This is a genomic window from Salininema proteolyticum, assembly GCF_042685645.1.
Classification (GTDB): domain Bacteria; phylum Actinomycetota; class Actinomycetes; order Mycobacteriales; family Micromonosporaceae; genus Salininema; species Salininema proteolyticum.
In genome coordinates, this window is record NZ_JBHUNX010000001.1 from 2,293,602 (window position 1) to 2,314,709 (window position 21,108).

Annotated in this window: 19 protein-coding genes and 2 pseudogenes; 11 read left to right on the forward strand and 10 right to left on the reverse strand. The window is 68.7% G+C overall.

Translation table 11 applies throughout. From position 1 onward, the window contains the following. Positions 1–62: 62 nt before the first annotated feature. A complete protein-coding gene (locus tag ACFTE1_RS10660) occupies positions 63–2,924 on the reverse strand; it encodes an AfsR/SARP family transcriptional regulator (RefSeq protein ID WP_380622001.1) in 2,862 nt (953 codons plus the stop codon). Between the two features lie 137 nt (positions 2,925–3,061). Beyond that, positions 3,062–5,119, reverse strand: coding sequence for a penicillin acylase family protein (locus tag ACFTE1_RS10665; RefSeq protein WP_380621998.1), 2,058 nt, complete (start codon positions 5,117–5,119; stop codon positions 3,062–3,064). Positions 5,120–5,225: 106 nt separating this feature from the next. Between ACFTE1_RS10665 and ACFTE1_RS10670 the strand changes: the two genes are divergently transcribed. Both ACFTE1_RS10670 and ACFTE1_RS10675 read left to right on the forward strand, forming a co-directional pair. Continuing rightward, positions 5,226–5,942 (forward strand): siderophore-interacting protein, encoded by a 717-nt coding sequence (locus tag ACFTE1_RS10670; RefSeq protein WP_380621995.1) that lies wholly within the window; start codon positions 5,226–5,228, stop codon positions 5,940–5,942. A gap of 263 nt (positions 5,943–6,205) precedes the next feature. Then, a pseudogene (locus tag ACFTE1_RS10675) lies at positions 6,206–6,862 on the forward strand (alpha/beta fold hydrolase); the annotation flags it as partial. Positions 6,863–6,908: 46 nt separating this feature from the next. On the opposite strand, the gene ACFTE1_RS10680 reads toward ACFTE1_RS10675, so the two are convergent. Both ACFTE1_RS10680 and ACFTE1_RS10685 read right to left on the reverse strand, forming a co-directional pair. After that, on the reverse strand, positions 6,909–7,562 hold the full coding sequence (locus tag ACFTE1_RS10680) for a response regulator transcription factor (RefSeq protein WP_380621990.1): 654 nt from the start codon (positions 7,560–7,562) through the stop codon (positions 6,909–6,911). Further along, the gene (locus ACFTE1_RS10685) at positions 7,550–8,785 is read right to left on the reverse strand and encodes a sensor histidine kinase (protein WP_380621987.1); all 1,236 of its coding nucleotides are present in this window, start codon (positions 8,783–8,785) and stop codon (positions 7,550–7,552) included. Before ACFTE1_RS10685 ends, ACFTE1_RS10680 begins: the two co-directional genes overlap by 13 nt. A 197-nt stretch (positions 8,786–8,982) precedes the next feature. Between ACFTE1_RS10685 and ACFTE1_RS10690 the strand changes: the two genes are divergently transcribed. From ACFTE1_RS10690 to ACFTE1_RS10705, 4 genes are read left to right on the forward strand one after another with little or no spacing between them, the layout of a single operon-like run. Next, complete coding sequence (locus ACFTE1_RS10690; protein ID WP_380621985.1) at positions 8,983–9,210, forward strand: hypothetical protein; 228 nt, start codon at positions 8,983–8,985, stop codon at positions 9,208–9,210. Continuing rightward, positions 9,207–9,944 (forward strand): ABC transporter ATP-binding protein, encoded by a 738-nt coding sequence (locus ACFTE1_RS10695; RefSeq protein ID WP_380621982.1) that lies wholly within the window; start codon positions 9,207–9,209, stop codon positions 9,942–9,944. The genes ACFTE1_RS10690 and ACFTE1_RS10695 overlap by 4 nt, the downstream gene beginning before the upstream one ends. Next, positions 9,941–12,376: an FtsX-like permease family protein gene (locus ACFTE1_RS10700; protein WP_380621979.1), complete on the forward strand. Its 2,436-nt coding sequence runs from the start codon at positions 9,941–9,943 to the stop codon at positions 12,374–12,376. Before ACFTE1_RS10695 ends, ACFTE1_RS10700 begins: the two co-directional genes overlap by 4 nt. Next, complete coding sequence (locus tag ACFTE1_RS10705) at positions 12,373–12,882, forward strand: DUF1990 family protein (RefSeq protein WP_380621976.1); 510 nt, start codon at positions 12,373–12,375, stop codon at positions 12,880–12,882. The genes ACFTE1_RS10700 and ACFTE1_RS10705 overlap by 4 nt, the downstream gene beginning before the upstream one ends. A gap of 53 nt (positions 12,883–12,935) precedes the next feature. Here ACFTE1_RS10705 and ACFTE1_RS10710 read toward each other — a convergent pair whose 3' ends face one another. Beyond that, positions 12,936–13,409: a hypothetical protein gene (locus ACFTE1_RS10710; protein ID WP_380621973.1), complete on the reverse strand. Its 474-nt coding sequence runs from the start codon at positions 13,407–13,409 to the stop codon at positions 12,936–12,938. 712 nt (positions 13,410–14,121) lie between these two features. Here ACFTE1_RS10710 and ACFTE1_RS10715 point away from each other — a divergent pair. The 3 genes and pseudogenes from ACFTE1_RS10715 to ACFTE1_RS10725 form a co-directional block, all read left to right on the forward strand. Continuing rightward, positions 14,122–14,268: pseudogene (locus ACFTE1_RS10715) on the forward strand (HAD hydrolase family protein); the annotation flags it as partial. Beyond that, positions 14,226–14,972, forward strand: a complete 747-nt coding sequence (locus tag ACFTE1_RS10720) for an HAD family hydrolase (RefSeq protein ID WP_380621971.1) — start codon at positions 14,226–14,228, stop codon at positions 14,970–14,972. The pseudogene ACFTE1_RS10715 and the gene ACFTE1_RS10720, both read left to right, overlap by 43 nt. Positions 14,973–14,981: 9 nt before the next feature. Continuing rightward, positions 14,982–15,434 (forward strand): SRPBCC family protein, encoded by a 453-nt coding sequence (locus ACFTE1_RS10725; protein WP_380621969.1) that lies wholly within the window; start codon positions 14,982–14,984, stop codon positions 15,432–15,434. A gap of 154 nt (positions 15,435–15,588) precedes the next feature. On the opposite strand, the gene tnpC (ACFTE1_RS10730) is transcribed toward ACFTE1_RS10725, so the two are convergent. The 3 genes from tnpC (ACFTE1_RS10730) to ACFTE1_RS10740 all read right to left on the reverse strand — a co-directional run bounded on the left by tnpC (ACFTE1_RS10730) (position 15,589) and on the right by ACFTE1_RS10740 (position 17,695). Next, the gene (gene tnpC, locus ACFTE1_RS10730) at positions 15,589–17,073 is read right to left on the reverse strand and encodes an IS66 family transposase (protein WP_380762700.1); all 1,485 of its coding nucleotides are present in this window, start codon (positions 17,071–17,073) and stop codon (positions 15,589–15,591) included. Next, positions 17,042–17,317: a hypothetical protein gene (locus ACFTE1_RS10735; RefSeq protein WP_380624778.1), complete on the reverse strand. Its 276-nt coding sequence runs from the start codon at positions 17,315–17,317 to the stop codon at positions 17,042–17,044. The genes tnpC (ACFTE1_RS10730) and ACFTE1_RS10735 overlap by 32 nt, the downstream gene beginning before the upstream one ends. Before the next feature lie 114 nt (positions 17,318–17,431). Beyond that, on the reverse strand, positions 17,432–17,695 hold the full coding sequence (locus tag ACFTE1_RS10740; protein WP_380624780.1) for a hypothetical protein: 264 nt from the start codon (positions 17,693–17,695) through the stop codon (positions 17,432–17,434). Between the two features lie 105 nt (positions 17,696–17,800). Between ACFTE1_RS10740 and tnpC (ACFTE1_RS10745) the strand changes: the two genes are divergently transcribed. Then, positions 17,801–19,285, forward strand: coding sequence for an IS66 family transposase (gene tnpC, locus ACFTE1_RS10745; protein ID WP_380762700.1), 1,485 nt, complete (start codon positions 17,801–17,803; stop codon positions 19,283–19,285). A gap of 134 nt (positions 19,286–19,419) precedes the next feature. Here the strand turns inward: tnpC (ACFTE1_RS10745) and ACFTE1_RS10750 are convergent, their stop codons facing one another. Then, positions 19,420–19,875, reverse strand: coding sequence for a hypothetical protein (locus tag ACFTE1_RS10750; protein WP_380621965.1), 456 nt, complete (start codon positions 19,873–19,875; stop codon positions 19,420–19,422). A gap of 125 nt (positions 19,876–20,000) precedes the next feature. Next, a complete protein-coding gene (locus ACFTE1_RS10755) occupies positions 20,001–20,345 on the reverse strand; it encodes an RNA polymerase-binding protein RbpA (protein WP_380621963.1) in 345 nt (114 codons plus the stop codon). Positions 20,346–20,649: 304 nt separating this feature from the next. On the opposite strand from ACFTE1_RS10755, the gene ACFTE1_RS10760 reads away from it, so the two are divergent. Continuing rightward, complete coding sequence (locus tag ACFTE1_RS10760; protein WP_380621961.1) at positions 20,650–21,081, forward strand: hypothetical protein; 432 nt, start codon at positions 20,650–20,652, stop codon at positions 21,079–21,081. The last annotated feature ends 27 nt before the right edge of the window (positions 21,082–21,108 follow it).

The window sequence follows — 21,108 nt, forward strand, 5'->3', positions numbered from 1 at the left end:
TTATGACGGACAAATCCGAGATTTCTCGATGACGCGGGACACAGCCCCGCCCCGGCTCCGGTTCAGAGGCGGAAGGCGGCCGGCACCCGGGGCCGGGGGCTTCGCAGGAACCCCTGGAACGTCTCCTCGTCCACCAGGCCCAGGCGCCGGATGATCACCGCGGCCTCGTCCCAGCAGCGCCGCGCGTCGGCCGGCCGGCCCTCCGCGTGGTGGATCTCCGCGACGCCCCAGAGGGCCTCGGCGTGGACGCTGGACCGCGCTTGTCCGCGCGCCATGACGATCCCCTCGACGGATTCGAACGCCTCCAGCGCCTCGTCCCTCCTGCCCGCCCGGGACAGCCGGAAGCCGTGGTTGCACAGGACGCCCGCGTACTCGGTCTCGGCGACGACGTCCAGCCGGCCGGCGCGCGCCAGCGACACCGCCTCCCCGCCGGCGGCGACCGCGGCGCCGACCTCGCCCCGGGCGTCCAGGATCAGCGACTCGTACACCTTGATCCACGCCTCGTGGCGCTGCAGCCCCAAGCGGCGCACCGGCGGAAGCAGCCTCTGGAACTCGGCCAGCGCCGCCCCGTGGTCCCCCGCCATCATGGTCATGCGGGCCTCGTTGACCGACAGCCACAGGCTCTCGCACTCGTCGCCGTCCTCCGCGGCGATCCGCTTGGCCTCGGCGAAGGCGCTCGCCGCGGTGTCGAATCTCCGCAGCTGCGTGTTGAGCTGGGCGTAGGTGCGGTGGGCGTAGCCGTGCCAGGGGCGGCGGGGCCCCGCCGCGGCCTCGGAGGCCGTGCGGGCGAGGTGGAGGAGGTCGGAGATGTGGGAGTAGTTCTGCATGAGCGGGCCGAGGACCGCCCGCCCGATCCGCCCGGCGAACTCCCGGTCCGGTTCGGGCTCGGCCAGGGCACGGCGGGCCAGTTCGACCATGGTCGGGAGTTCGGCCTCTAGCCACTCGTAGGCCTCCTCCTTGCCCTCCATGGACGCGCGCGGGATCCGAGGGTCCTCCGGGGGCAGTCCGGGGTCGTCGACGGTGCGGGGGTCGTGGAGGGCGTAGGCGGCCCGCGCCGACTGCAGGTAGTGGCCCTTGAGCCGTGCGAGCGCCTCGTCCCTCTCCTCGGTCGGGAGTCCTCCCGCCATGCGCCGGGCGAAGAGCCTGACGACGTCGTGGGTCCGGTAGCGGTCCGGCCCGGCCGGCTCGACCAGGCGGGCCTGGAACAGGGCGTGCATCGTGCGGCGCGCCTCGGGCACCGGCGTCGCGGTCATCGCGGCGGCGGCCTCCGGGCCGATGTGGGGTCCGCTGTGGAGTCCGATGCGGCGGAACAGGTCCACCGCCTGTCGTCCGGTGGGCGAGGTCTGCAGGTCGCGGATGCCGACGTTCAGGCTCGCGGCCAGGGACCGCTCGTTGTCGGCGAACTCGTCGAGGCGGTCGGCGTCGCGCCGCATGAAGTCGCGGATCCGGTCCAGTTCCTCGGGCGCGCCGGACCGGAGGCGGGCCGCGAGGATGCACAGTGCCAGGGGCAGTCCTCCGCAGTGCGCGGCGAGTTCCGCGAGCACGCCCTCCCGGTCCTCCCCCGCCTGTCGGCCGGAGGCCCGGGTGAGGAGGCGCAGGGCGGAGCGGTCGTCGAGGACGTCCAGGGGGACCAGTGCGGCGCCGTCGATGGAGGCGACGGCGCGGCGGCTGGTGACGATGACCGCGCAGCCGGGGCCGCCGGGGAGGAGCGGGCGGACTTGCCCGGCGTCGCGCGCGTTGTCGAGGACGATGAGGATCCTCTTGCCCGCCGTGGCCGTCCGGTAGAGCGCGGCGGCCTCCTCGTCGTCGGGGAGCTCTACCGTGGTGGCGCCGAGGGTGCGCAGGAAGCGGTGCAGGACGTGCCCGGACCCCAGGGGCTCGCGCCCGGGGGTGGTGCCGTGGAGGTCGACGTAGAGCTGCCCGTCGGGGAAGTCCGGGGCGATCGAGTGGGCTATGTGGACGGCGAGGGCGGACTTCCCCGTTCCTCCGGCCCCGTTGACCGCGACGATCTCGGGCCGGCCGGAGGCCCCGCCGCGGGTGAGCTTGTCGGCGAGGTCCTTCGCCAGGGCATCGCGTCCCAGGAAATGGGCGGGGGCGGTGGGGAGTTCGCGGGGTACGGGGCCGGCCGTTTGCGGCGCGGGCGGGGCCGGGTCGGCGGGGAGGGTTCCGCGCAGGATGTGCTCGAAGGTCTCGGTGAGTTCGGGGTTCGGGTCGAGCCCGGTCTCCTCGGCGAGGGAGTCCCTGAGGTTCCGGTAGGCTTCGCAGGCGGCCTGGGATTCTCCCCTGTGGTGCTGGGCGATCATGGCGGCGCGGGTCGCCTGCTGGGACAGGGGGTCGCGGGTGAGGGCCCTTCCGGCGTGCTCCAGGACCCGCTCGTACTCCCCCGCTTCGAGGAGCGCTTCCATGTGGGCGTTGCGCGTCCGGTCGAGCAGGGCGGCCAGGCGGGAGGCTTCGGCGGCGAAGGCCGGTCCGTCCAGGCCCAGGAGCGGTTCTCCCCTGACGAGGTCCAGGGCGCTCTCGTACCGGGAGGTCTCCGCCCGGTGGTCGCCGGCCCGGTGGGCCCGCCGGGCGTCGGCGGCGAGCGCTTCGAACCGTTCGGCGTCGGAGTGCGCGTCGAGGAGGGCTACGGTGCGGCGTTCGACCTTCAGTCCCCGGTGCCCGGCTCGATGGAGGGATGTGCGGAGTCGGCTGACCAGGTTCTGCGCCATGCGGACGCCGTGTTCGGGGACCCGGTCGGGCCACAGCAGGGCGATCGCCCTGTCGAGGGGGACCGGCCGACCGGGTCGCAGCGCCAGCAGGGCGAGGAGTTTCGGCAGCTGGGCGCCGGGCAGTGCCAGTCGCTCGCCACCGCACTCGAATCGGACGGGCCCCAGGAGTCTCGCGTGGATGTCGCGGTCGCCGGGGTAACCGTCCTGGTGGTGCATGACGACCATGATAAGGCGTGGTCCCGGGTCGACGCGCAGCTCGGGAGGCCGGTTATGGCGCGCGTCCGGCGGGTCGGGCGTCGGGGCGAGGCGGGACGCCGCAAGGCGTTGCCCCGCCCGGACCGTCGGCCCCGTTGTCAGGACCGGTACTCGAGTTCCATGTCGGTCCGGTCGGTGACGACCGGTGCGAGGCGGCCTTTGGCCCACAGCGGGAACTGGTCGCGCGCGTGGGGGTCGCCGGGGATCCCGGAGGCGCCGAAGGGGACGATCCAGAGGCTCCGGGATCGGTCGGAGACGTCCCAGACCCAGCGGGCGACCGATCCGCGGCGGAAGCCGTCGGTGATGCCGGGCGCGGAGCTGGTGGACAGGACGCAGTCGTGGTCGCCGCCGACGCCGGGGAGGTCGTCCTCCTCGGGCAGGACGCGCAGGACGTTGAGGCGGTGCAAGTCCGACCAGGTGGCCTCGTCGTCAGAGGCGGCGACGGTCTCCAGCGCGGTCTTCAGAACGCTGTCGCGCCGTTCGGCGCCGACGAGTCCGTTGCCGTCCATGAAAAGGTTCGGCAGGACGTGCCCGAGCCGGGCGCGGAGGACCAGCCACTGCCGGTAGATCGCCGGGTGCCTCTCAGTGCCGTCCATGAGGTCCGCGAATGGCGGCAGCTTCTCCAGCTCGACGACCACGGTGGAGCGCAGTCTCGCGAACAGGGCGGCGTCGCGGCTGTCGGCGTCCATGCGGCGGTCCCAGGCGCGCAGGCGTTCCCGCAGGGCCTGCGCTCGGGGAGAGAGGCCGTCGACCTTCTCGCACAGGTCCAGGAGGAATCCGGCGGTGTGGGAGAGCGTGTCGGTGTGGACGAGCGCCATGTCCTCCGGCTCCCACGTTTCGCGCCCTTCCAGGATCTCTCGGATCCTGTCGTAGCGGTGGGGCGCGGCGAACTCCCTGCCGAGGGGGCCGGCGAGGCTGCTCTCGTTGGCCATGGCGTGGACCGCGGCGGGCTCTCGGCGGGGCATGTCCTTCCAACCCCGCCACTCGTGCTCGCGTTCCCAGGCCGGGACGGGGAAGAGCATGTTGCGCCCGTCGCGGTCGGGGACGCGTCCGGCGGCGCGGTGCAGCATCCCTCCGTCGGCGTCGGCGGCCATCACGACGTTGACGGGGACGGTCCACTCGTCCCAGGCCCTGTCGACGTCGGCCACGGTCTTGGCGCGCAGCAGGATCGGCAGGGCGGAGAAGCCGAGGTCCGCGGTGGTCCGGGTCGGGCAGCGCAGGCTGAGCGCCTCGGCCTCGCCGTCTCCGCCGACCTCTCCGGCGATGACCGGCCCCCGGGCCGTTTCCAGGATCTCGACCTCGAGGGGTTCTCCCCCGGCCACGTCGATCACCTCGGTCCGGGAGCGGACGTCCTCCCAGCCGTCGGGGCCCCAGGCCTCGACGGCGTCTCCGTTGCGGCGGAGGCGTTCCCTGTAGAGGTCCTGGGCGTCGGCCGTGGCGTTGGTGATGCCCCAGGCGACCGAGCCGGCGTGTCCGAAGTGCTGGACGCCGGGGATGCCGGGCAGCGTCAGCCCGACTACGTCGAACTCGTCGCAGACGAGGTGGATCTGCTGGTAGGTTCCCGGTTCTTCGATGTAGCGGTGGGGGTCTCCGGCCAGGAGGGGGAGTCCGGTGCCGGTCTTCTCGGGGCCCAGCATCCAGCCGTTGCTCCCGGCCACTCCGGGGCCGTCGAAGGCGAACAGGGGGGCCGCGTCCTCGCCGAGCACGCGGGCGATCTGCTCGCGGAAGAGTTTGACGGGGAAGCCCACGAAGAGGATGTGGGTCGCGATCCAGTGGGCGAGCGGAGTCCAGGAGCGCCAGGTGCCCGGTTCGGTTCCGGTGCGGGCGAACTCGGGGGCGAGGTGGGCGAAGCGGGCCAGACCGTCGTTGACGCCCCGGACGTACTCGGACAGCCACTGCCGGGTCTCGCCGTCGAGGTTCCGGTGACATTTCCGCGCGGTGTCGGCGATGAGGGCGCCGCGGGCGAAGCGGTCCCAGTCCACTCCGCCGGCCCCGACCACCGTGCTCAGGGTTCCCTCGGCCCGGTGCCGGGCCGTCTCCAGCTGCCAGGCGCGGTCCTGGGCGGCGTTCCACCCCTGCGCGTAGGCGAGTTCGAGGGCGTCGTCGGCCGTCAGATGCGGTATCCCCCAAGCGTCGCGGTGGATCTCGAAGCTCATGGTGCCCCCTGGGTCTCCTCGACTAGTAAGGTGAGACTAACTTACTATATGAGACATTAGAACGATCTATCAGCTCGGGCGCTCGGTCCCGGCAAAGGAGGCACCAGTGTCGCACGGCTGGGAGGGCGTCGTCCTCAAACTCTTCCGCGGCAAGGATTTCCAGTTCACGGTGACCGGCGCCGAAGACGTGACCCCGACGTACCGCCGCGTGGACTTCGCCGACGGCGGCCTCCTCGCGGCGGCCGGAGTGCACCCGGCCATGTGGGTGCGCCTCTGGTTCGACCTGGACTCCAACCCGCACCAGCGCGCCTTCACCCTCGTGGACCCCGACGCGGAGGCCGGCACCTTCAGCATCGAGTTCGCCCTGCACGGGGGCTCGGCGAGCAAGTGGGCCGAGGCCGCCGCCCCCGGCGACACGATAGACGCGACCCTCCAGGGCACCCGCTTCCACGACCCCGACCCCGCGCCTTCGCGGCTGTGCATTGTGGGCGACGCCGCCTCGGCCCCCGCTGTCAACTCCCTGCTGGACCACTTCGACCGCACCGAGGCCGTGATCTGGTTCGAGACGCAGCACGAAGAGGACCGCGACCTGCCGCTGCGCGTGGAGGACGGTCGGCACGAAGTGCGGTGGATCGACCGGGGCGACACCGGCGAGGCACTGGTCAAGCAGGTCCGAACGGACCTTCCCGACCTCTTCTCCGAGGACGCCTACCTCTGGATCACCTGCGAGGCCAAGAGCACCCGGCAGATCGCGTCCTTCGCCAAGAAGGAGTTGGGGATCCCCAAGCAGCGGATCCACGCGCTGGGATACTGGCGGGCCTGACTGCCGACTCGTTCCGCTGGGGCGCAACGGTTCTACCGTGTAATGTAACGGGATGCAAACGACTTTCGCATTCGTGCACGGCTCCAGCTCCAACTCCTTCACCTGGACCGCCCTCCAGCGGGAGATGACGCTGCGGGGCCGCCACTCCCTCGCCGTCGACCTGCCCGGGCACGGCTTCACCGGCTCCTACCCCGCCTCCTACCAGGCCCCCCCAGGACCTCGAGGCCCTCGCCACCGCCCCGTCCCCGCTCGCCGACGTCTCGTTCGACGACGGCGTCGAGCACCTCGCCTCGGTCCTGCGCCGCGCCAAAGAAAGGGGACCGGTGGTGCTGGTGGCGCACAGCCGCGGCGGCATCCCCGTCACCGGAGTCCTCAACGCCCACCCCGAACTGGTCGACCACGTCGTCTACATCGCCGCCTGGTGCTGCGTCTCCTCGACTCCGCCCGAGTACGCCGCCCGCGAGGAGAACCGCGACAGCCTGCTGGCCGACGTGGGCGGCCTCCTCGCGGCCGACCCCGCCGCGATCGGCGCCATCCGCATGAACTGGCGCACCGGCGACGAGAAGCTGTTGGCGACGCTCAAGGAGGCCATGCTCGCCGAGGGGACCGACGACGAGTTCCGCGTCTTCCTCAACAGCCTGGAACCCGACGAGTCCCTCGACTTCGGCGGAGAGCGCTGCAGGGCCGACCGCCGGGCCTTGGACGCGGTGCCGCACAGCTACGTCCGGCTGACGGGCGACCGGTCCATTCCGCCGGCCCTGCAGGACCTGTTCGTCGCCGAGGCCGACGCCCTCGCCCCGGACAACCCGTTCACCGTGCACGACTTGGAAAGCAGCCACGTCGGCTTCCTGGTCCGACCCGAGGGCGCGGCGGACGTCCTCTGCGGGATCGGCGACTCGCTGCGCCCCGACGGCGGGTGACGCTCCGGACCGAGACCGGCTCCGCCGGCGGCCGGCCGGGCACGCCTCAAGGCCGGCTGCCGTCCAGGTACTTCAGGACGGCGGCCACCCTGCGGTCGGAGTCGTCGTCGGGGCTGAGCCCCAGCTTGCGGAAGATGCTGCGGATGTGCTTGTGGACGGTGTTCTCGGTGACGAAGAGGCGCTTGGCGATCGCGGAGTTCCCGAAACCCTCGGCCATGGCCGCCAGGACATCGCGCTCGCGCTCGCTCAGGTCGGCCAGGGCGTCGGACGCGCGGCGCCGGGCGAAGAGCTGCGAGACCACCTCCGGATCGATGGCGGTGCCGCCCTCGGCGACCCGCCGCAGCGCCTCGGTGAAGGCCTCGACCCGTCCCACGCGCTCCTTGAGGAGGTAACCGACCTTCCGCGAGCCCTCCGCCAGCAGGTCGGTGGCGAAGCTCTGCTCCACATAGGCAGATAGAACGACGACTGCCAGGTCGGGGCGGTCCCGGCGGGCCCGAACGGCCGCCCTCACGCCTTCGTCGGTGTGGGTGGGCGGCATGCGCACGTCGACGACGGCGATGTCCGGGTCGCACTCCTCCACCGCCTCCAGGAACGCCTCGGCGTCGCCCACGGCCGCGGCCACTTCGTAGCCCTGGTTGCCCAGGATGAGCCCGAGTCCCTCGCGGAGCAGGGCGTCGTCTTCGGCTATCACGACCCGCACGGCAGTCTCACCTCCACTGTGGTCGGCCCTCCCGGCGGGCTGGAGACGGCCGCCTTTCCGTCGAGCGCTTCGGCGCGCCGGAGGATTCCGGTCAGGCCGCTCCCCTCCGAGGCGTCGGCCCCGCCGCGGCCATTGTCGCGCACCTCCACCACGAGCTCCGACCCTGTGCGGCGCACCGTCACCGCCGTCTCCGTCGCGCCGGAGTGCTTGGCCGCGTTGGTGAGCGCTTCGGCCACGGCGAAGTAGGCGGTGGACTCCACGCTCGCCGGGCAGCGGGCCGAGACGTCGACGCTCACCGAGCAGGGAACGGGGCAGTCGGCCGCGAGCGCGGAGAGGGCGCCTTCCAGGCCGCGGTCCTCCAGGACGGGAGGGAGGATCGTGCGGACGACGCCCCTTAGCTCGGCCAGGGCCGTCTCGGCGGCGTCCTGGGCCCGTCCGAGAACCTCGTCGGCATTGCCGGGGTCGTCCCGGACCGTCTGGCGGGCGATGCCGGTGAGCATTGCGACGGCCACGAGCCGGTTCTGGGCGCCGTCGTGCAGGGCTCTTTCGATGCGGCGCAGTTCGACGGCGTGGGCGTCGAGGGCCGCGGCGCGGGTGGCGGTCAGTTCGGCGACGCGCGCGGTCAGGTCGGTCTCCGATTCGGGGCCCAGGAGGCGGCGTTCGGGCATGGCCTGCAGCCGGACGAGCCAGGGGACGGCGTAGAGGGCCAGGAGCGCCCAGAACGAGCCGGTGAGGAGGCCGAGCAGGGCGGTGCGCTGGTCGTCCACGGCGATGAGGTCGTTGAAGAGAGTCGCCTCGCCGGGCGGGACCCAGCGCCACCAGAGGGCGGTGGTCAGCTCGCGCACCGCGTTGGGGAAGGTCTGGAAGGCGACCGCGCCGACTAGGAGGCCGAATGTCCCGTGCGACGCGGCCCAGCCGAGGTCCCGCCGTACGGTCGGGTCTGCGACGACGGTGCGCAGCGCTTCCCTCAGGGTCTTCGGCGATTCCATGTAGGGCGAGGGAACCGGTTCGCCGATGGCGCCGAGCCGGCGCCGCTCCAGGTCGGCGAGGCATCGCAACAGCCAGAGGTAGGGGCGCACGGCGAACAGGCCGACGCTGATGAGCGAGAGGGCTGCCACCGCCGCGCCGACGGCGGTCATGAGGAGGGCGGCCATGGAGGTACCCAACCCTGCGGCGCTCCACTTGAAACCCCACCAGGCCCTGGCGCCCGCCCGTCTCAGCATTCCGGGTTCCGTCCCACTGCGATCCCGCCCTTTCCTCCGAGGATTCTACGTGTTCCCGGTTCCCTCCGGCCGCTTCGGGTTCGGGAGGTACAGCCTGCTGTACCCCGGGGCCACAGTCCGCTGTGAGGTGTCGGGGAGTGGTTCGCCATAGCCTCGGAACGGAACACCGGACACCGCCATCGCCACAAGGAGACGACATGAGCGACCCCTACCGATTCGACGACCGGACGCCGCCGCGGCAGAGCGGCGAGAAGGGCGTAGACGGCGCCAACGCCCTCCTCTGGGTGGGCGTGGCGGTCCTCGCCGGCGCCAACACCGCCATGTCGCTGACCGGACGCGAGCTGCTCGGGGCCCTCTTCGGAGGCGGAGCCGTCGTGCTGCTGGCCGTGCTCGGCCTGCGCTACGTCGCGCGGAGGCGCCGGTGAACGCCGCCCTGCGCCTCGACCGGGTCTCCAAGGTCTACCGCGACGGAGAGGAGGCCACCGTCGCCCTCGACGGCCTCTCGCTGGAGGTCCCCCGCGGGTCGTTCCTGTCGGTCATGGGCCCCTCCGGCTCGGGCAAGAGCACCCTGATGCACTGCGCCGCCGGCCTCGACACCCCGACCTCGGGGACTGTCCATATTGGTGATACCGAGGTCTCCCGGCTGAACGAGACGAAGCGGACCCTGCTGCGGCGAGGCAAGGTCGGGTTCGTCTTCCAGAGCTACAACCTCGTGCCCGCCCTGACGGTGCAGGACAACATCACCCTGCCGCTGCGCCTCGCCGGGACCCCGTCGGACCCGGCGTGGCTCCGGCTGCTGGCCGAAAGGGCCGGCATCGACCACCTGCTCCACCGCCGCCCGGCACAGCTCTCGGGCGGACAGCAGCAGCGCGCGGCGCTGATCCGCGCGCTGGCAGTCCGTCCGGAGGTCGTCTTCGCCGACGAACCGACCGGCGCCCTCGACATGGAGACCTCGGCCGGGATACTCGCGCTGCTGAGCGAGATGGTCGCCGAGTTCGGGCAGACGACCGTCATGGTCACCCACGACCCGGTAGCGGCGGCCTGGACGCACCGGGCGGTCCTCATGGCCGACGGGGCGATCCGGGGAATCGTGCCCGGCCCCACCGCCGAGGGCCTGGCCGGGGCGCTCGGCGCCGAGAGAGGGAGGAGGGTCCTATGAGCTCGCTGCTGGGCCCCTCGATCCACATGGCGCACCGGGGAATCGCCGGTCTGGTCGCCGTCGGCTGCGCGGCCCTCGGAGGAACCGCCGCCGCCACCGTCGCCGGGGTCGTGGTCGACACCGGACTCCGCTCGCACGCGGACGCCGAACTGACCGCGTCCGCCGACGCGGTCGTGGCCTCGCCCCAGTCCTTCGCCGTCGACGAGGACCTCGACATCCCCTTCCCCGACCGGGTCGCCGTGCCCCGAGAGGACGCGGACGCGCTCGCCTCCCTGGAGGGCGTGACGGCCGCGGCGGTAGAGACCGGTTTCGACTTCGCCGTCCTCGACGCGGCGGGCGATCCCGTCGAGGCTCCGGGCCACGGCTGGGACATCGCCGTCTTCGCCGATCCCGGCGTCGCCGACCTCGCTCCGGGGCCCGGCGAGATAGTCCTCGACACGGAAGTGGCCGAGCGCGCCTCGGTCGCGCCGGGCGAGGAGGTCACCGTCTTCGCCAACGGTTCGGAGACCACCGCGGTCCTCACCGCCGTCGTCGACCTTCCCGGAGCCGGAGCCTACGCGCCCCAGCCGGAGGCCTCCGACCTGGCGGGGCCGGTGGACTACCTGGCCGTGAGGACCGACGACCTCCGGGGCCTGGAAGCCGCCGCCTCGGACCTCGGGCTCATGACGGAGACCGGCTCGGGCCTGGGCGAGGTCGAGGAGCTCACCGGTTCGGAGAGGGGTGAGCTCATCGCTGTGGGTGCCTCGCTCGGTGGGACCCTCCTGCTGCTGATCGGCTTCATCATCGCCGGCGCCGTCTCGGCGTCCGTCACCGGCCAAAGGCGGGACATCGCCCTGCTGCGAGCCGTCGGCGCCACTCCCCGCGAAGTGCGGCGGATGGTCGCCGCGCAGGCCACCGTCGTCGCGTCTCTCGCATTCCTCCCCGGCGCCGCGCTGGGTTATGTCCTCGCCGACGGTTTCGCCTCTCTCCTGGCCGCCCAGGGACTGATGGGAGACGACATCGCGGTGGTCCGCGGCCCCCTGCCGGCGCTCGCCGCCCTGGCCCTGGTGGTGGCGGTCGTCCAGATCTCGGCGCGGACGGCTTCGCTGCGGATCTCCCGCATCCCCGCGACGGAGGCGGTCTCCGAGTCGCCGACCGAACCGCGCCGGCCGGCGCCGTTCCGCCTGGCCGCCGGCGCCGCGCTCATGGGGCTGGCCCTGTCCACCACCGTCGTCCCGGTGTTCACCCGCTCGGAGGCCGCTTTCGCCTCTGTCGCGGGCGGTATCCTCCCTGCGGTGATCGGGCTGGCGCTCGCCGGGCCGTTCCTGGTGCGGTTCTTCGCCGTCCGGCTGCTGCGCCGGGTCAGCGCGAGACCGGTGGCGTGGCTGGCCATGGCCCACAGCGAGGCCTTCGCCCTGCGGACCGCCTCGACCGCGACGATTCTGGCTCTGGCCATGGGCCTGGCGATCACCCAGTTCGCGGCCAAGGGGACCATGGTCGCCGTCATCGGGGACGAACTGGCAGACGGGACGGAAGACGTCACGGCGACCGTGACCGCACCGGCCCTGGGCGGCGTCCCCCGCGAGGACACGGCAGAACTGCGCGGACTGGGAGTCGAGGCGGCCGCCTACGGGGCGACGACGGTGATCGTCCCCGGGGAGTCCGACGGGAAGGCCACAGGCGAGGCCTATCCGGCGACGGTGCTGGGAGGGGCCGACGGAGTGGTCGATCCCCGGGTCGCCGAGGGCGATCTGGACGGCCTCACCGGGGACGCCGTGGCCGTGGGCTCCACGGCCGCCTGGCTGCACGATGTCGGCGTCGGCGACGGGCTGGAACTCGTCCTGGCCGACGGGCGCACCGTCGAGCCCACTGTGGTCGCCGTCTACGAGCGTTCGTTCGGCTTCGGCCCCTTCCTCCTCTCCGAGGACCTGGCGGGGGCCGCGGGCCGGTCCGACGTAGTCTTGGCCTCCGGTTCGGGTGCGGTCGTTCGGGATTGGGCGCGGAACGTTCCCGGGGCCGTCGTGGAGGACGGGTTCTCCCTCGGCGCGGGGACAGGCGGGCGGGACTGGGTCTCGATCGCCGTCGCACTCGCCATCGTGGGCTATGTGCTCCTCGGCGTCGGCAACAACCTGGTCGCCGCGACCTCGCGCCGGCGCGGGGAGTTTCGGGGCCTTCGGCTGATCGGCATGACGCCGAGGCAGATTCGCGCCATGGTACGGCGTGAGGCTCTCTTCGTCGGCGCCTTCGCCGCGGTGGCCGCGTTCGCCCTGTCCGTGGTGCCGATGGGTCTGCTGAACCTCGCCTTCACGGGCGTGCCGTGGCCCGAGGGACCGTGGTGGCTCGTACCCGGGGCCCTGTCCTTCGTAACGGCACTGGCCTATATCGCGATCATGGCCGCCGCACGGTGTTCGATCACGGCCGGACCGCGGCGTCGACTACGCTGGGAATGGTGAACCCCGAAACGGATCCTCCCCTCACCTACCCCGAAGTCGGCGCGACCCGGCAGGGGACCATGCCCGCTGGCTACCGCCATCTCGACGTGACCGGGGAGATCCCCGCCCCTCTCTCCGAGGCGGCCGCGTATCTCCTCACCTGGGAACTGCACAGGGACATGGGATTTCGCCCCGACTCGGCCGCCGTGCGCGCGGCCGAAGGAGCCAAGGTCGTCCTCAGACTCGGCCCCCTCACGGCGCCGTGCCGAGTCGTCTGGGCCGCTGACGGCCCGCGCGAAGCCGGTTTCGCCTACGGCGGCCTGCCGGGCCACCCGGAAAAGGGCGAGGCGCTCTTCCTTCTCGAAGAGGCCGGAGCGGAGAGGACCCGCTTCACGGTGCGGTCCTTCAGCCGTCCGGGAACCGTCCTCACCAGAGTGACGGCCCCGGCATCGCGACTGGTGCAGCGGCGCCTCACCCGCCGATTCGTCGCCGTCATGCGCAAACGCTTCACGGCGGGCGCGGGGTAATGACAGCACAGTCCCGACGTACATCTCGGTCAGAGTGAGGGTCCCAACACCCCTCACTCTGACCGAGAACGGATCCGCATCCCAACCTCGGGCATGAGGTCAGTGTTCATCCATTGAGCCAGGTCCTGAGGCGCGATCGAACAGCCCTCCACGCGGTTCTCCCCACACGAAGTACGATCTCGTGGCGACGTGTAACCGAATCTAAGGTAGACTACACTGCTCTTGATCCTGCCAATCGCAAACGCCGGACCGTCTTCACGCTCATTCGGGCGTCCGAGTACGAGAGACTCATCCCAACCCTCTATGGATTCGAACTTCACCTTCGCTGAGTCCCGGCCTCCGTGATAGAGAATTGCCGGCTCAGCTTCCACGATCTGGTTAAACACCGATTCAGCTCTCTCGATGCTCTCCCACGTGCTGAACTTGCCGTTGACGAAGACGTACGGTGGCGAATTGTCGCCGTGGAGGTCCTGCTCGACCTGGTAGATACAGTTCCCAGTGCTGCTGGGAAGTTCCTCGTCGATCACCGAGTAGGACTCCAGCAGTTTGACACTACTACCCTGGGGACCTTCTCTACGCGTGCCTCCGGCGGCACATTCACAGCTTCTGGGCGACCAGGCCCGATCTCCACAACAGACTGCCCCGGATTGCGGGGAGCATCGACCGCCACCGGCTTGAGGATGCACCGGGCGCCCTGGCCGACATGGTGATGAGATGGACGAAGTAGCCTAACCGCAAACCCCCAGTATGGTGGTATAAGCGGCGGGGTTCCACCCTGCAACTGCTTCCGCCGGCTCGACCGTTACCGCAGCACTGGACAGTGCCTTCCGCCGTGTTCCACAGCCGTTTCACCTCCGCGCGCCGGTCCGTTCCATGCGCGTGGCTGGAGTGGCACACCCGTTTGGCTTCATGCGTCGACACGTTTGGCCTCTGGGAGAGCCTTGATGCAAGCTATGACGCTGGGTTCGGTGGTGAGCAGGACATGAATGATGTCTTCAGGGGTGGTTCCGGCGGAGTACACGGCCGCCAGACGGTCTCACTTTATGCGGGGGACTTGCGATGGCCTGTCCTTCTGCATAGCGTCCATACGAGCATTCAGGATCCTGATGTCGCCGATCTTCCCATCCAGCATTGCTCCACCCATCTGAAGGGCTCCAACCTCCATTGCCGCTTCTGGAGATCTGACTCACGGTTCACACCTGTTGCCGCAGGCGGCATGAAACATGAATACTTCAGCGTGTGGACAACTGTAAAGTCATCGCGACTGACCTGGATGGAACACTCCTCAACAACCAGCACCAGATATCAGACCGCAATCGTGAAGCCCTGCTGGCCGCTCGCGCATGCGGTATCACCGTGGTGGCGATTACCGCGCAACCCCCCGCGGCCTCAACGCCGTCCCGGGCCTCACAGCGTCGATTGACTTCGCAATATGCAACAATGGTGCGATCTGGGTTGATCCGGCCCAGGGCGCCATCGAGGTACGCCACACCATCGACATTGAGGCGGCTCGCGAACTCCACTGCCGCGCACGCAAAGCACTGCCTGGCGCTACATTCATGGCTGAGACGGGTTCCTCAGTTCTTGCCGAAGGGTCGGACCTTCCTACCCCGGCGCACCAGGATGACCCGTGGTATGCCGTTCCTGCTCTCGAAGACACGTTGGACCGCATCGACGGCGTGGTCGAGTACCGCATTGTGAACCGGGCCATGGACGGCCCCAGAATATTGGAAGCGGTCGCTGACATTGAGGTCCCCGGTGTAGTGCGGTGGTCCTGGGGTCGCTATGCGATCCTCGAATATAATGCCGCAGCGGTAAACAAAGGCGACGCCCTGGCCACCTGGTGCACCGAACGAGGTCTAGCGCCTGAGTCAGTGGTCGCCTTCGGTGACATGCCCAACGACGCCTCAATGCTCGCGTGGGCAGGTCGCTCGTTTGCCATGGCCGGAGCACAACCTGAGGCCATTGCAGCAGCCCAGTTCCAAACGGCCTCGAATCAGGACGACGGGGTCGCCCAAGCTGTCGAAGCACTCCTCAAAGATGTTCAGGCAGGGACATCTGAATCAACTGAATTGAACCCCTCAACGTAGACTGCACTCATGAAAGTCCGCACCTCTCACCCCATCCCTAAGCCCATCGAAGCAGTGTGGCCGCTGCTCTGCGACTCCCGCACGACGCTCCCCCACCGTTCACTACTGTTCCGCCTCGGGCTGCCCCGACCCGTGGAATGCCGCCTTCCCGACGGCGAGGGCGGAGTCGGTCAGCAACGAGAATGCGTTTCCGCTGACGGCTCGGTTACCCAGGAAATCACGGCGTGGGAACCGCCGTACCGTCTGGAGTTCCGGATGGTCCGCACGAACCTCATACACCGGCTTTTCACCGACGAGGTGGTCGAGCGCTTTGAACTAGAAAGCATCGCCGCCGGCTCGACGCAGGTCACCCGGACCACCACCGTCAAGCTGAAGAAGCCGTTCTTTCTCGCCTGCCCGTTCGTGAAGCTCGGTGTGCGGACGGTTCACCGGTTCGTGATCACGAACTGGGCCGCGGCTTAGTCCGCGTTCTTCCAGTAGTAGTCGTCGTCGTCAGCGCTGGTGTCGATGAAGTACGGGTAGAGCTCGTAGTCGCCGGGGCTGCCGGTGAAGATCAGCGTGTCATTGAAGCCTCTCAACTGGGGCCATGCGGATTTGAGTCTGGTCAGGGGTTCGGTTAAAGCGCTGGTTGCCAGATGTGGGGCGTGAATACCGAGGAAAGGGCCTGGGTGGCGGTTTTGCCGTGTTTCTGGGCGGTGTGGACATAGGAGCGCAGCACGGCGAACCGGTCGGCTCCGTCCCAGGATCGGAAGCCTCCGGACACCTTCATCTTGACCTTCGCCATCCGCACTTGCCGTTCGGCGGCGTTGTTCGAGAACTCCGCACGTTCGTCGGTGACGAACCGCAGGTAGTCCTCCCGTCGGTCCCTCAGGCGTGTGGCGAGGTTGTTCGCCTTCTTCTCCAATGGACTGCCCCGGTTGGCCGTCTCGGCCACGCCCTGATCGACGGCCTTCTCCCACGCCGCCAGATGCGTAGCGAGGTACCAGGGCCCGGTCATGGGCTCACCGGGCTCGGCCTCGACGCAGCGCTTGATCCGCTTCAAACTGGCCGAGACTCGGCAGGACCAGCAGTCGTCTCCGACATCGGCATCGCGGTGGACCGCATCGCACACGGCCTGCAACTCTCGCAGCGCGTGAGCATTACACAGCTGGTGGGCAACGATATTCGCGTAGGCATCGTACGGCGCCCAGCAGTCATGATGCATAACCCCGGTGAAGTGCGGGAGGATGTCCATCGCCGCGATGGCGTCCTTGCCTCGTTTGGGATGGGCGAGGAACACAGCCGCGGTCTCGTTCGAGGCCGAGTGCAGCCAGGCGAGTGTTCCTGCCACGCGGATACCGGTCTCGTCGACGAACAAGACCTCGCCCTCAGCCAGGTAGGCGCGAACACGCTCGATGAACTCCGACAAGCTGATCTTCTCCGCCGCGCGGGAGGCCATAGCCTCGACCGTCGCCGTCGACATGCGAGTACCAGTCACGGCCTCGATGGTCTCGGCCACCCGTTCTTTGGCGACAAACTGCACCTCATAGAGGTAGGCGGCCAGCGCTGAGACCTTTGGGCCGTATTGGACCGGCGCGACCACACCTTCCGGGGCCTGTGCCTTCTCTCGGTTCCCGCACTCGCACCGCAGCGAGTGAAGACGATGCTCGATGACCTCGGTACGCGGGTCGGGAATGTCGAACATCTGCCGGGACTCAAACCCCAAGGAATCGATATCGGACAGGTCAGCCTCGCACACACCGCAGGCGGCGGGGAAATGATCGACCACCCGGTCAGGGACAGCCACCCGCTGGAGGGTCCTCCCCTCATGGCCGGCCTGCCCGCCGGGCTTACGGTTCGACTTACGCCGCAGCGAACGCTTCTTCGCCGGCTTCTTGAACTGGTCAATTGATGAGGGCTTGGATGAATTCGAGGAATCCTTCCGAAGACGGGCCTCCAACTCCGCAACCCGCGCCTCCGCCTTCGCCGCCCGAGCCTCAGCTTTCACCGCGCGGGCCTCGGCCCGCTCTGCCCGCTCCTCAGCGGCATCAAGGCGACGCCTCAGGTCGACAACGAGCGCAGCCAGCTCCTCATAGGAAGGCGCGTTCTCGTTGTGACTCACCGAAACAGGCTAACAGTCGCTCTCTGGTTAGATCCGAAGACCTGACCAGTCTCATTTCCGCTAGTCCGATCGCGTTGGGGTGGCCGTCGATGCGAAGGAACACGCCGAACGGTTGGCGGCCAATGACTTTACCTGCGATCTGGGTTCCTTCTGACAGCGCTTTGGCTGTGTCCTGCCAGGATTCTCGGGCGTCCTGTTCGAGGTTCTCGTAGGATCCTGTTTCAGGCCAGTAGTACTCCTCCACTATGAAATGTTCTCACGGCGGCTTCAATAGGCTCGGACAGTGCCGTAACCCTCACTGATCGGCGGATGCAGTTCTAACCTGGAGATCTCTGCAGAACCGCATCCACTTTGCTATCTATGTGAGTTCCCAACAGGGGAAATAGATCACCTTCTGCTTCCCCAGACCTTCCATGCGGACGGCTTCCGCGAATGCCTGGGCGTTAGCATGGAACCCGTCAGTGTCGTCGTCGCTGTACGACCATGTTGCGAGGTTGAACATGAGCAGCCCAAACTTGTCGGTGTCTCCGGTGACGGCAACGCATGTGCGGTCGTGACCAATGGAGTAATCGGGGATGAGTTGGAACTCGCCGTCGAGGTCTAGGATAACGTCGTCGAGCATGGCCTCGAGGATAGTTTTTGTCCCAATCATGGTTTGATTGTCTCCTATCTTTGAGACTGGTCAGGTCTTCGGATCTAACCAGAGAGCGACTGTTAGCCTGTTTCGGTGAGTCACAACGAGAACGCGCCTTCCTATGAGGAGCTGGCTGCGCTCGTTGTCGACCTGAGGCGTCGCCTTGATGCCGCTGAGGAGCGGGCAGAGCGGGCCGAGGCCCGCGCGGTGAAAGCTGAGGCTCGGGCGGCGAAGGCGGAGGCGCGGGTTGCGGAGTTGGAGGCCCGTCTTCGGAAGGATTCCTCGAATTCATCCAAGCCCTCATCAATTGACCAGTTCAAGAAGCCGGCGAAGAAGCGTTCGCTGCGGCGTAAGTCGAACCGTAAGCCCGGCGGGCAGGCCGGCCATGAGGGGAGGACCCTCCAGCGGGTGGCTGTCCCTGACCGGGTGGTCGATCATTTCCCCGCCGCCTGCGGTGTGTGCGAGGCTGACCTGTCCGATATCGATTCCTTGGGGTTTGAGTCCCGGCAGATGTTCGACATTCCCGACCCGCGTACCGAGGTCATCGAGCATCGTCTTCACTCGCTGCGGTGCGAGTGCGGGAACCGAGAGAAGGCACAGGCCCCGGAAGGTGTGGTCGCGCCGGTCCAATACGGCCCAAAGGTCTCAGCGCTGGCCGCCTACCTCTATGAGGTGCAGTTTGTCGCCAAAGAACGGGTGGCCGAGACCATCGAGGCCGTGACTGGTACTCGCATGTCGACGGCGACGGTCGAGGCTATGGCCTCCCGCGCGGCGGAGAAGATCAGCTTGTCGGAGTTCATCGAGCGTGTTCGCGCCTACCTGGCTGAGGGCGAGGTCTTGTTCGTCGACGAGACCGGTATCCGCGTGGCAGGAACACTCGCCTGGCTGCACTCGGCCTCGAACGAGACCGCGGCTGTGTTCCTCGCCCATCCCAAACGAGGCAAGGACGCCATCGCGGCGATGGACATCCTCCCGCACTTCACCGGGGTTATGCATCATGACTGCTGGGCGCCGTACGATGCCTACGCGAATATCGTTGCCCACCAGCTGTGTAATGCTCACGCGCTGCGAGAGTTGCAGGCCGTGTGCGATGCGGTCCACCGCGATGCCGATGTCGGAGACGACTGCTGGTCCTGCCGAGTCTCGGCCAGTTTGAAGCGGATCAAGCGCTGCGTCGAGGCCGAGCCCGGTGAGCCCATGACCGGGCCCTGGTACCTCGCTACGCATCTGGCGGCGTGGGAGAAGGCCGTCGATCAGGGCGTGGCCGAGACGGCCAACCGGGGCAGTCCATTGGAGAAGAAGGCGAACAACCTCGCCACACGCCTGAGGGACCGACGGGAGGACTACCTGCGGTTCGTCACCGACGAACGTGCGGAGTTCTCGAACAACGCCGCCGAACGGCAAGTGCGGATGGCGAAGGTCAAGATGAAGGTGTCCGGAGGCTTCCGATCCTGGGACGGAGCCGACCGGTTCGCCGTGCTGCGCTCCTATGTCCACACCGCCCAGAAACACGGCAAAACCGCCACCCAGGCCCTTTCCTCGGTATTCACGCCCCACATCTGGCAACCAGCGCTTTAACCGAACCCCTGACCAGACTCCTATCTTTTTGGTGGCCGAGTACTCGTCCGGGATCTGCCAGGCGTGGTCAACGTCGATGCCGGGCCAGGCGATGCTGTGCCCGGTGACGGGTTCTGCCTCAATGTAGTTGCGGTCTACTGCTGCGGCGATTTGCGCAAGGCGGGTCGATGCTCGACGACGGGCGTAGGAGGCGATAACCGGACGCACCAGTCCTTGGTCTCCTGCTTGTTCACCAGGTTGAGGACGAGCGCGGAGAGGCCGATGCCGATGACGGCGAAGAGGTTGCCGCTGACGACGGTCAGGATGCCGATCACTATGCCCGACCAGGCGACGACCATGGCCGCCACGCGGCCGGAGTCCTTGCCGCCCAACACGCCGGACGCCGCGTAGGCGGCCAGGGCGGCGAGGCCGAGGTCGGCGACCAGAAGCAGGTACAGCCATCCGGGAACGTCGGCGCCCCGGCTCGAGGCGTCTCCGAGCGCGGAGAAGGTCAGCAGGGTCACGAGTACTTTGAGGCCGGCCAGGATCCAGAGAATGACTCCGGCCGCGGTGGCGCTGGACGGGCGGACGCCGTTGAAGTTGGCGGACATGGGATACCTCCTATTGTGCCTCCAACCACAATATCCCAGGGCCGCAAACGAGCCCTGTCCACGGAAAGAGGCGGCCGTCCGCTCCGGGGCGGTCGAGAGATGCCCCGGAGCGGGCGGCCGAACTCCTACAGCTCTCCCCGCGCCGCCGCGCGGGCCGCGAGCGCCTCGGCGAGGATGTCCTCGGCCTCCTCCTCGGAGCGGCGCTCCTGGACGTAGTCGAGGTGGGTCTTATAGGGCTTCAGGACGGGGCGCTGCGGCGGATTGGCGGAGTCGCGGCTGGCGGGCCATCCGCAACGGCGGCAGTCCCACTGCTCGGGCAGGTCGGCCTGCATGGCGAAACTGGCGGCGGTCTGGTGCCCGTTGGCGCACCAGAACCGGACGGTCTGGCGGGCCACGGGCTCGCCCCGCTCGGCGTCGAGGGAGTGGACGGCTCCGATACGGGTACCTCGAATGGCTTGGCCTTGGGTCATCTGGACGTTGCTCCTCATTGAGTGGGGAAACCATATGGGGATGTGTTTCGGGGTGCGCGAGGGAGGGACCCGGCTGTCGCAGCCGATGCTCAGTGGAGTCACGGACGGGAACGGTCACCTCACCGATACCTCTTATTCTATGACTTGCAGCACAAAAAGTAAAGGGGCACGGAGGCCGAAATGTGATTTTTTCGCAACCTCCGCGAAGATGCCGATGTCCCTCAACGAATTCGAATCGTCGAACGAGACACATGCGACGGCACCGCTACCGGCGCCCATTACCCCCTGTGGGTATGGTGTCCGCGTGTTGAGACGACTGCTCCTGGTCGGGCTCGTCGCGGCCCTCGCGATGGGCCTCACGACCATGCACACCTTCGGGCACTCCGAGGCCCACGGGAACACCGTCTCCCCCTCCTACGTCGAACTTCCCTCTACAGGGGATGAACAGCGCGCGTCCGACACGCGGCACGCCGCGGACTCCCGCGCGACGCTGACGACCGACATCGACACACCCGGGCAGCACTCCGACGAACACGGCACCGCCGACCTCATCCTCTTGTGCCTCGCCGTCCTCGCCGCGCTGTACCTTCTGATCGCGCCCCGGAGCACCGCCCTCCCCGATAGGCTGAGGTCCGTGTGGGCGTCCGTGAACGCCCCGCGGGGCCCCAACGCCTCGGACCGGCCCCCGGCTGCGGGAACCGCCCTCCTCACCCGGCTGGCGGTCCGGCGGGTCTAGATGCGGCCCCGTAAGGGATGAGAAGCC

Excerpts from the sequence above, each read along its gene's own strand:
- ACFTE1_RS10740 (WP_380624780.1), bottom strand. The coding sequence starts at position 17,695 with ATGCTCGACGACGTTATCCTAGACCTCGACGGCGAGTTCCAACTCATC.
- ACFTE1_RS10750 (WP_380621965.1), bottom strand. The coding sequence starts at position 19,875 with ATGTCCGCCAACTTCAACGGCGTCCGCCCGTCCAGCGCCACCGCGGCC.
- ACFTE1_RS10755 (WP_380621963.1), bottom strand. The coding sequence starts at position 20,345 with ATGACCCAAGGCCAAGCCATTCGAGGTACCCGTATCGGAGCCGTCCAC.
- ACFTE1_RS10690 (WP_380621985.1), top strand. The coding sequence starts at position 8,983 with ATGAGCGACCCCTACCGATTCGACGACCGGACGCCGCCGCGGCAGAGC.
- ACFTE1_RS10665 (WP_380621998.1), bottom strand. The coding sequence starts at position 5,119 with ATGAGCTTCGAGATCCACCGCGACGCTTGGGGGATACCGCATCTGACG.
- ACFTE1_RS10720 (WP_380621971.1), top strand. The coding sequence starts at position 14,226 with ATGCGGTATCACCGTGGTGGCGATTACCGCGCAACCCCCCGCGGCCTC.
- ACFTE1_RS10685 (WP_380621987.1), bottom strand. The coding sequence starts at position 8,785 with ATGCTGAGACGGGCGGGCGCCAGGGCCTGGTGGGGTTTCAAGTGGAGC.
- ACFTE1_RS10700 (WP_380621979.1), top strand. The coding sequence starts at position 9,941 with ATGAGCTCGCTGCTGGGCCCCTCGATCCACATGGCGCACCGGGGAATC.
- ACFTE1_RS10660 (WP_380622001.1), bottom strand. The coding sequence starts at position 2,924 with ATGCACCACCAGGACGGTTACCCCGGCGACCGCGACATCCACGCGAGA.
- ACFTE1_RS10725 (WP_380621969.1), top strand. The coding sequence starts at position 14,982 with ATGAAAGTCCGCACCTCTCACCCCATCCCTAAGCCCATCGAAGCAGTG.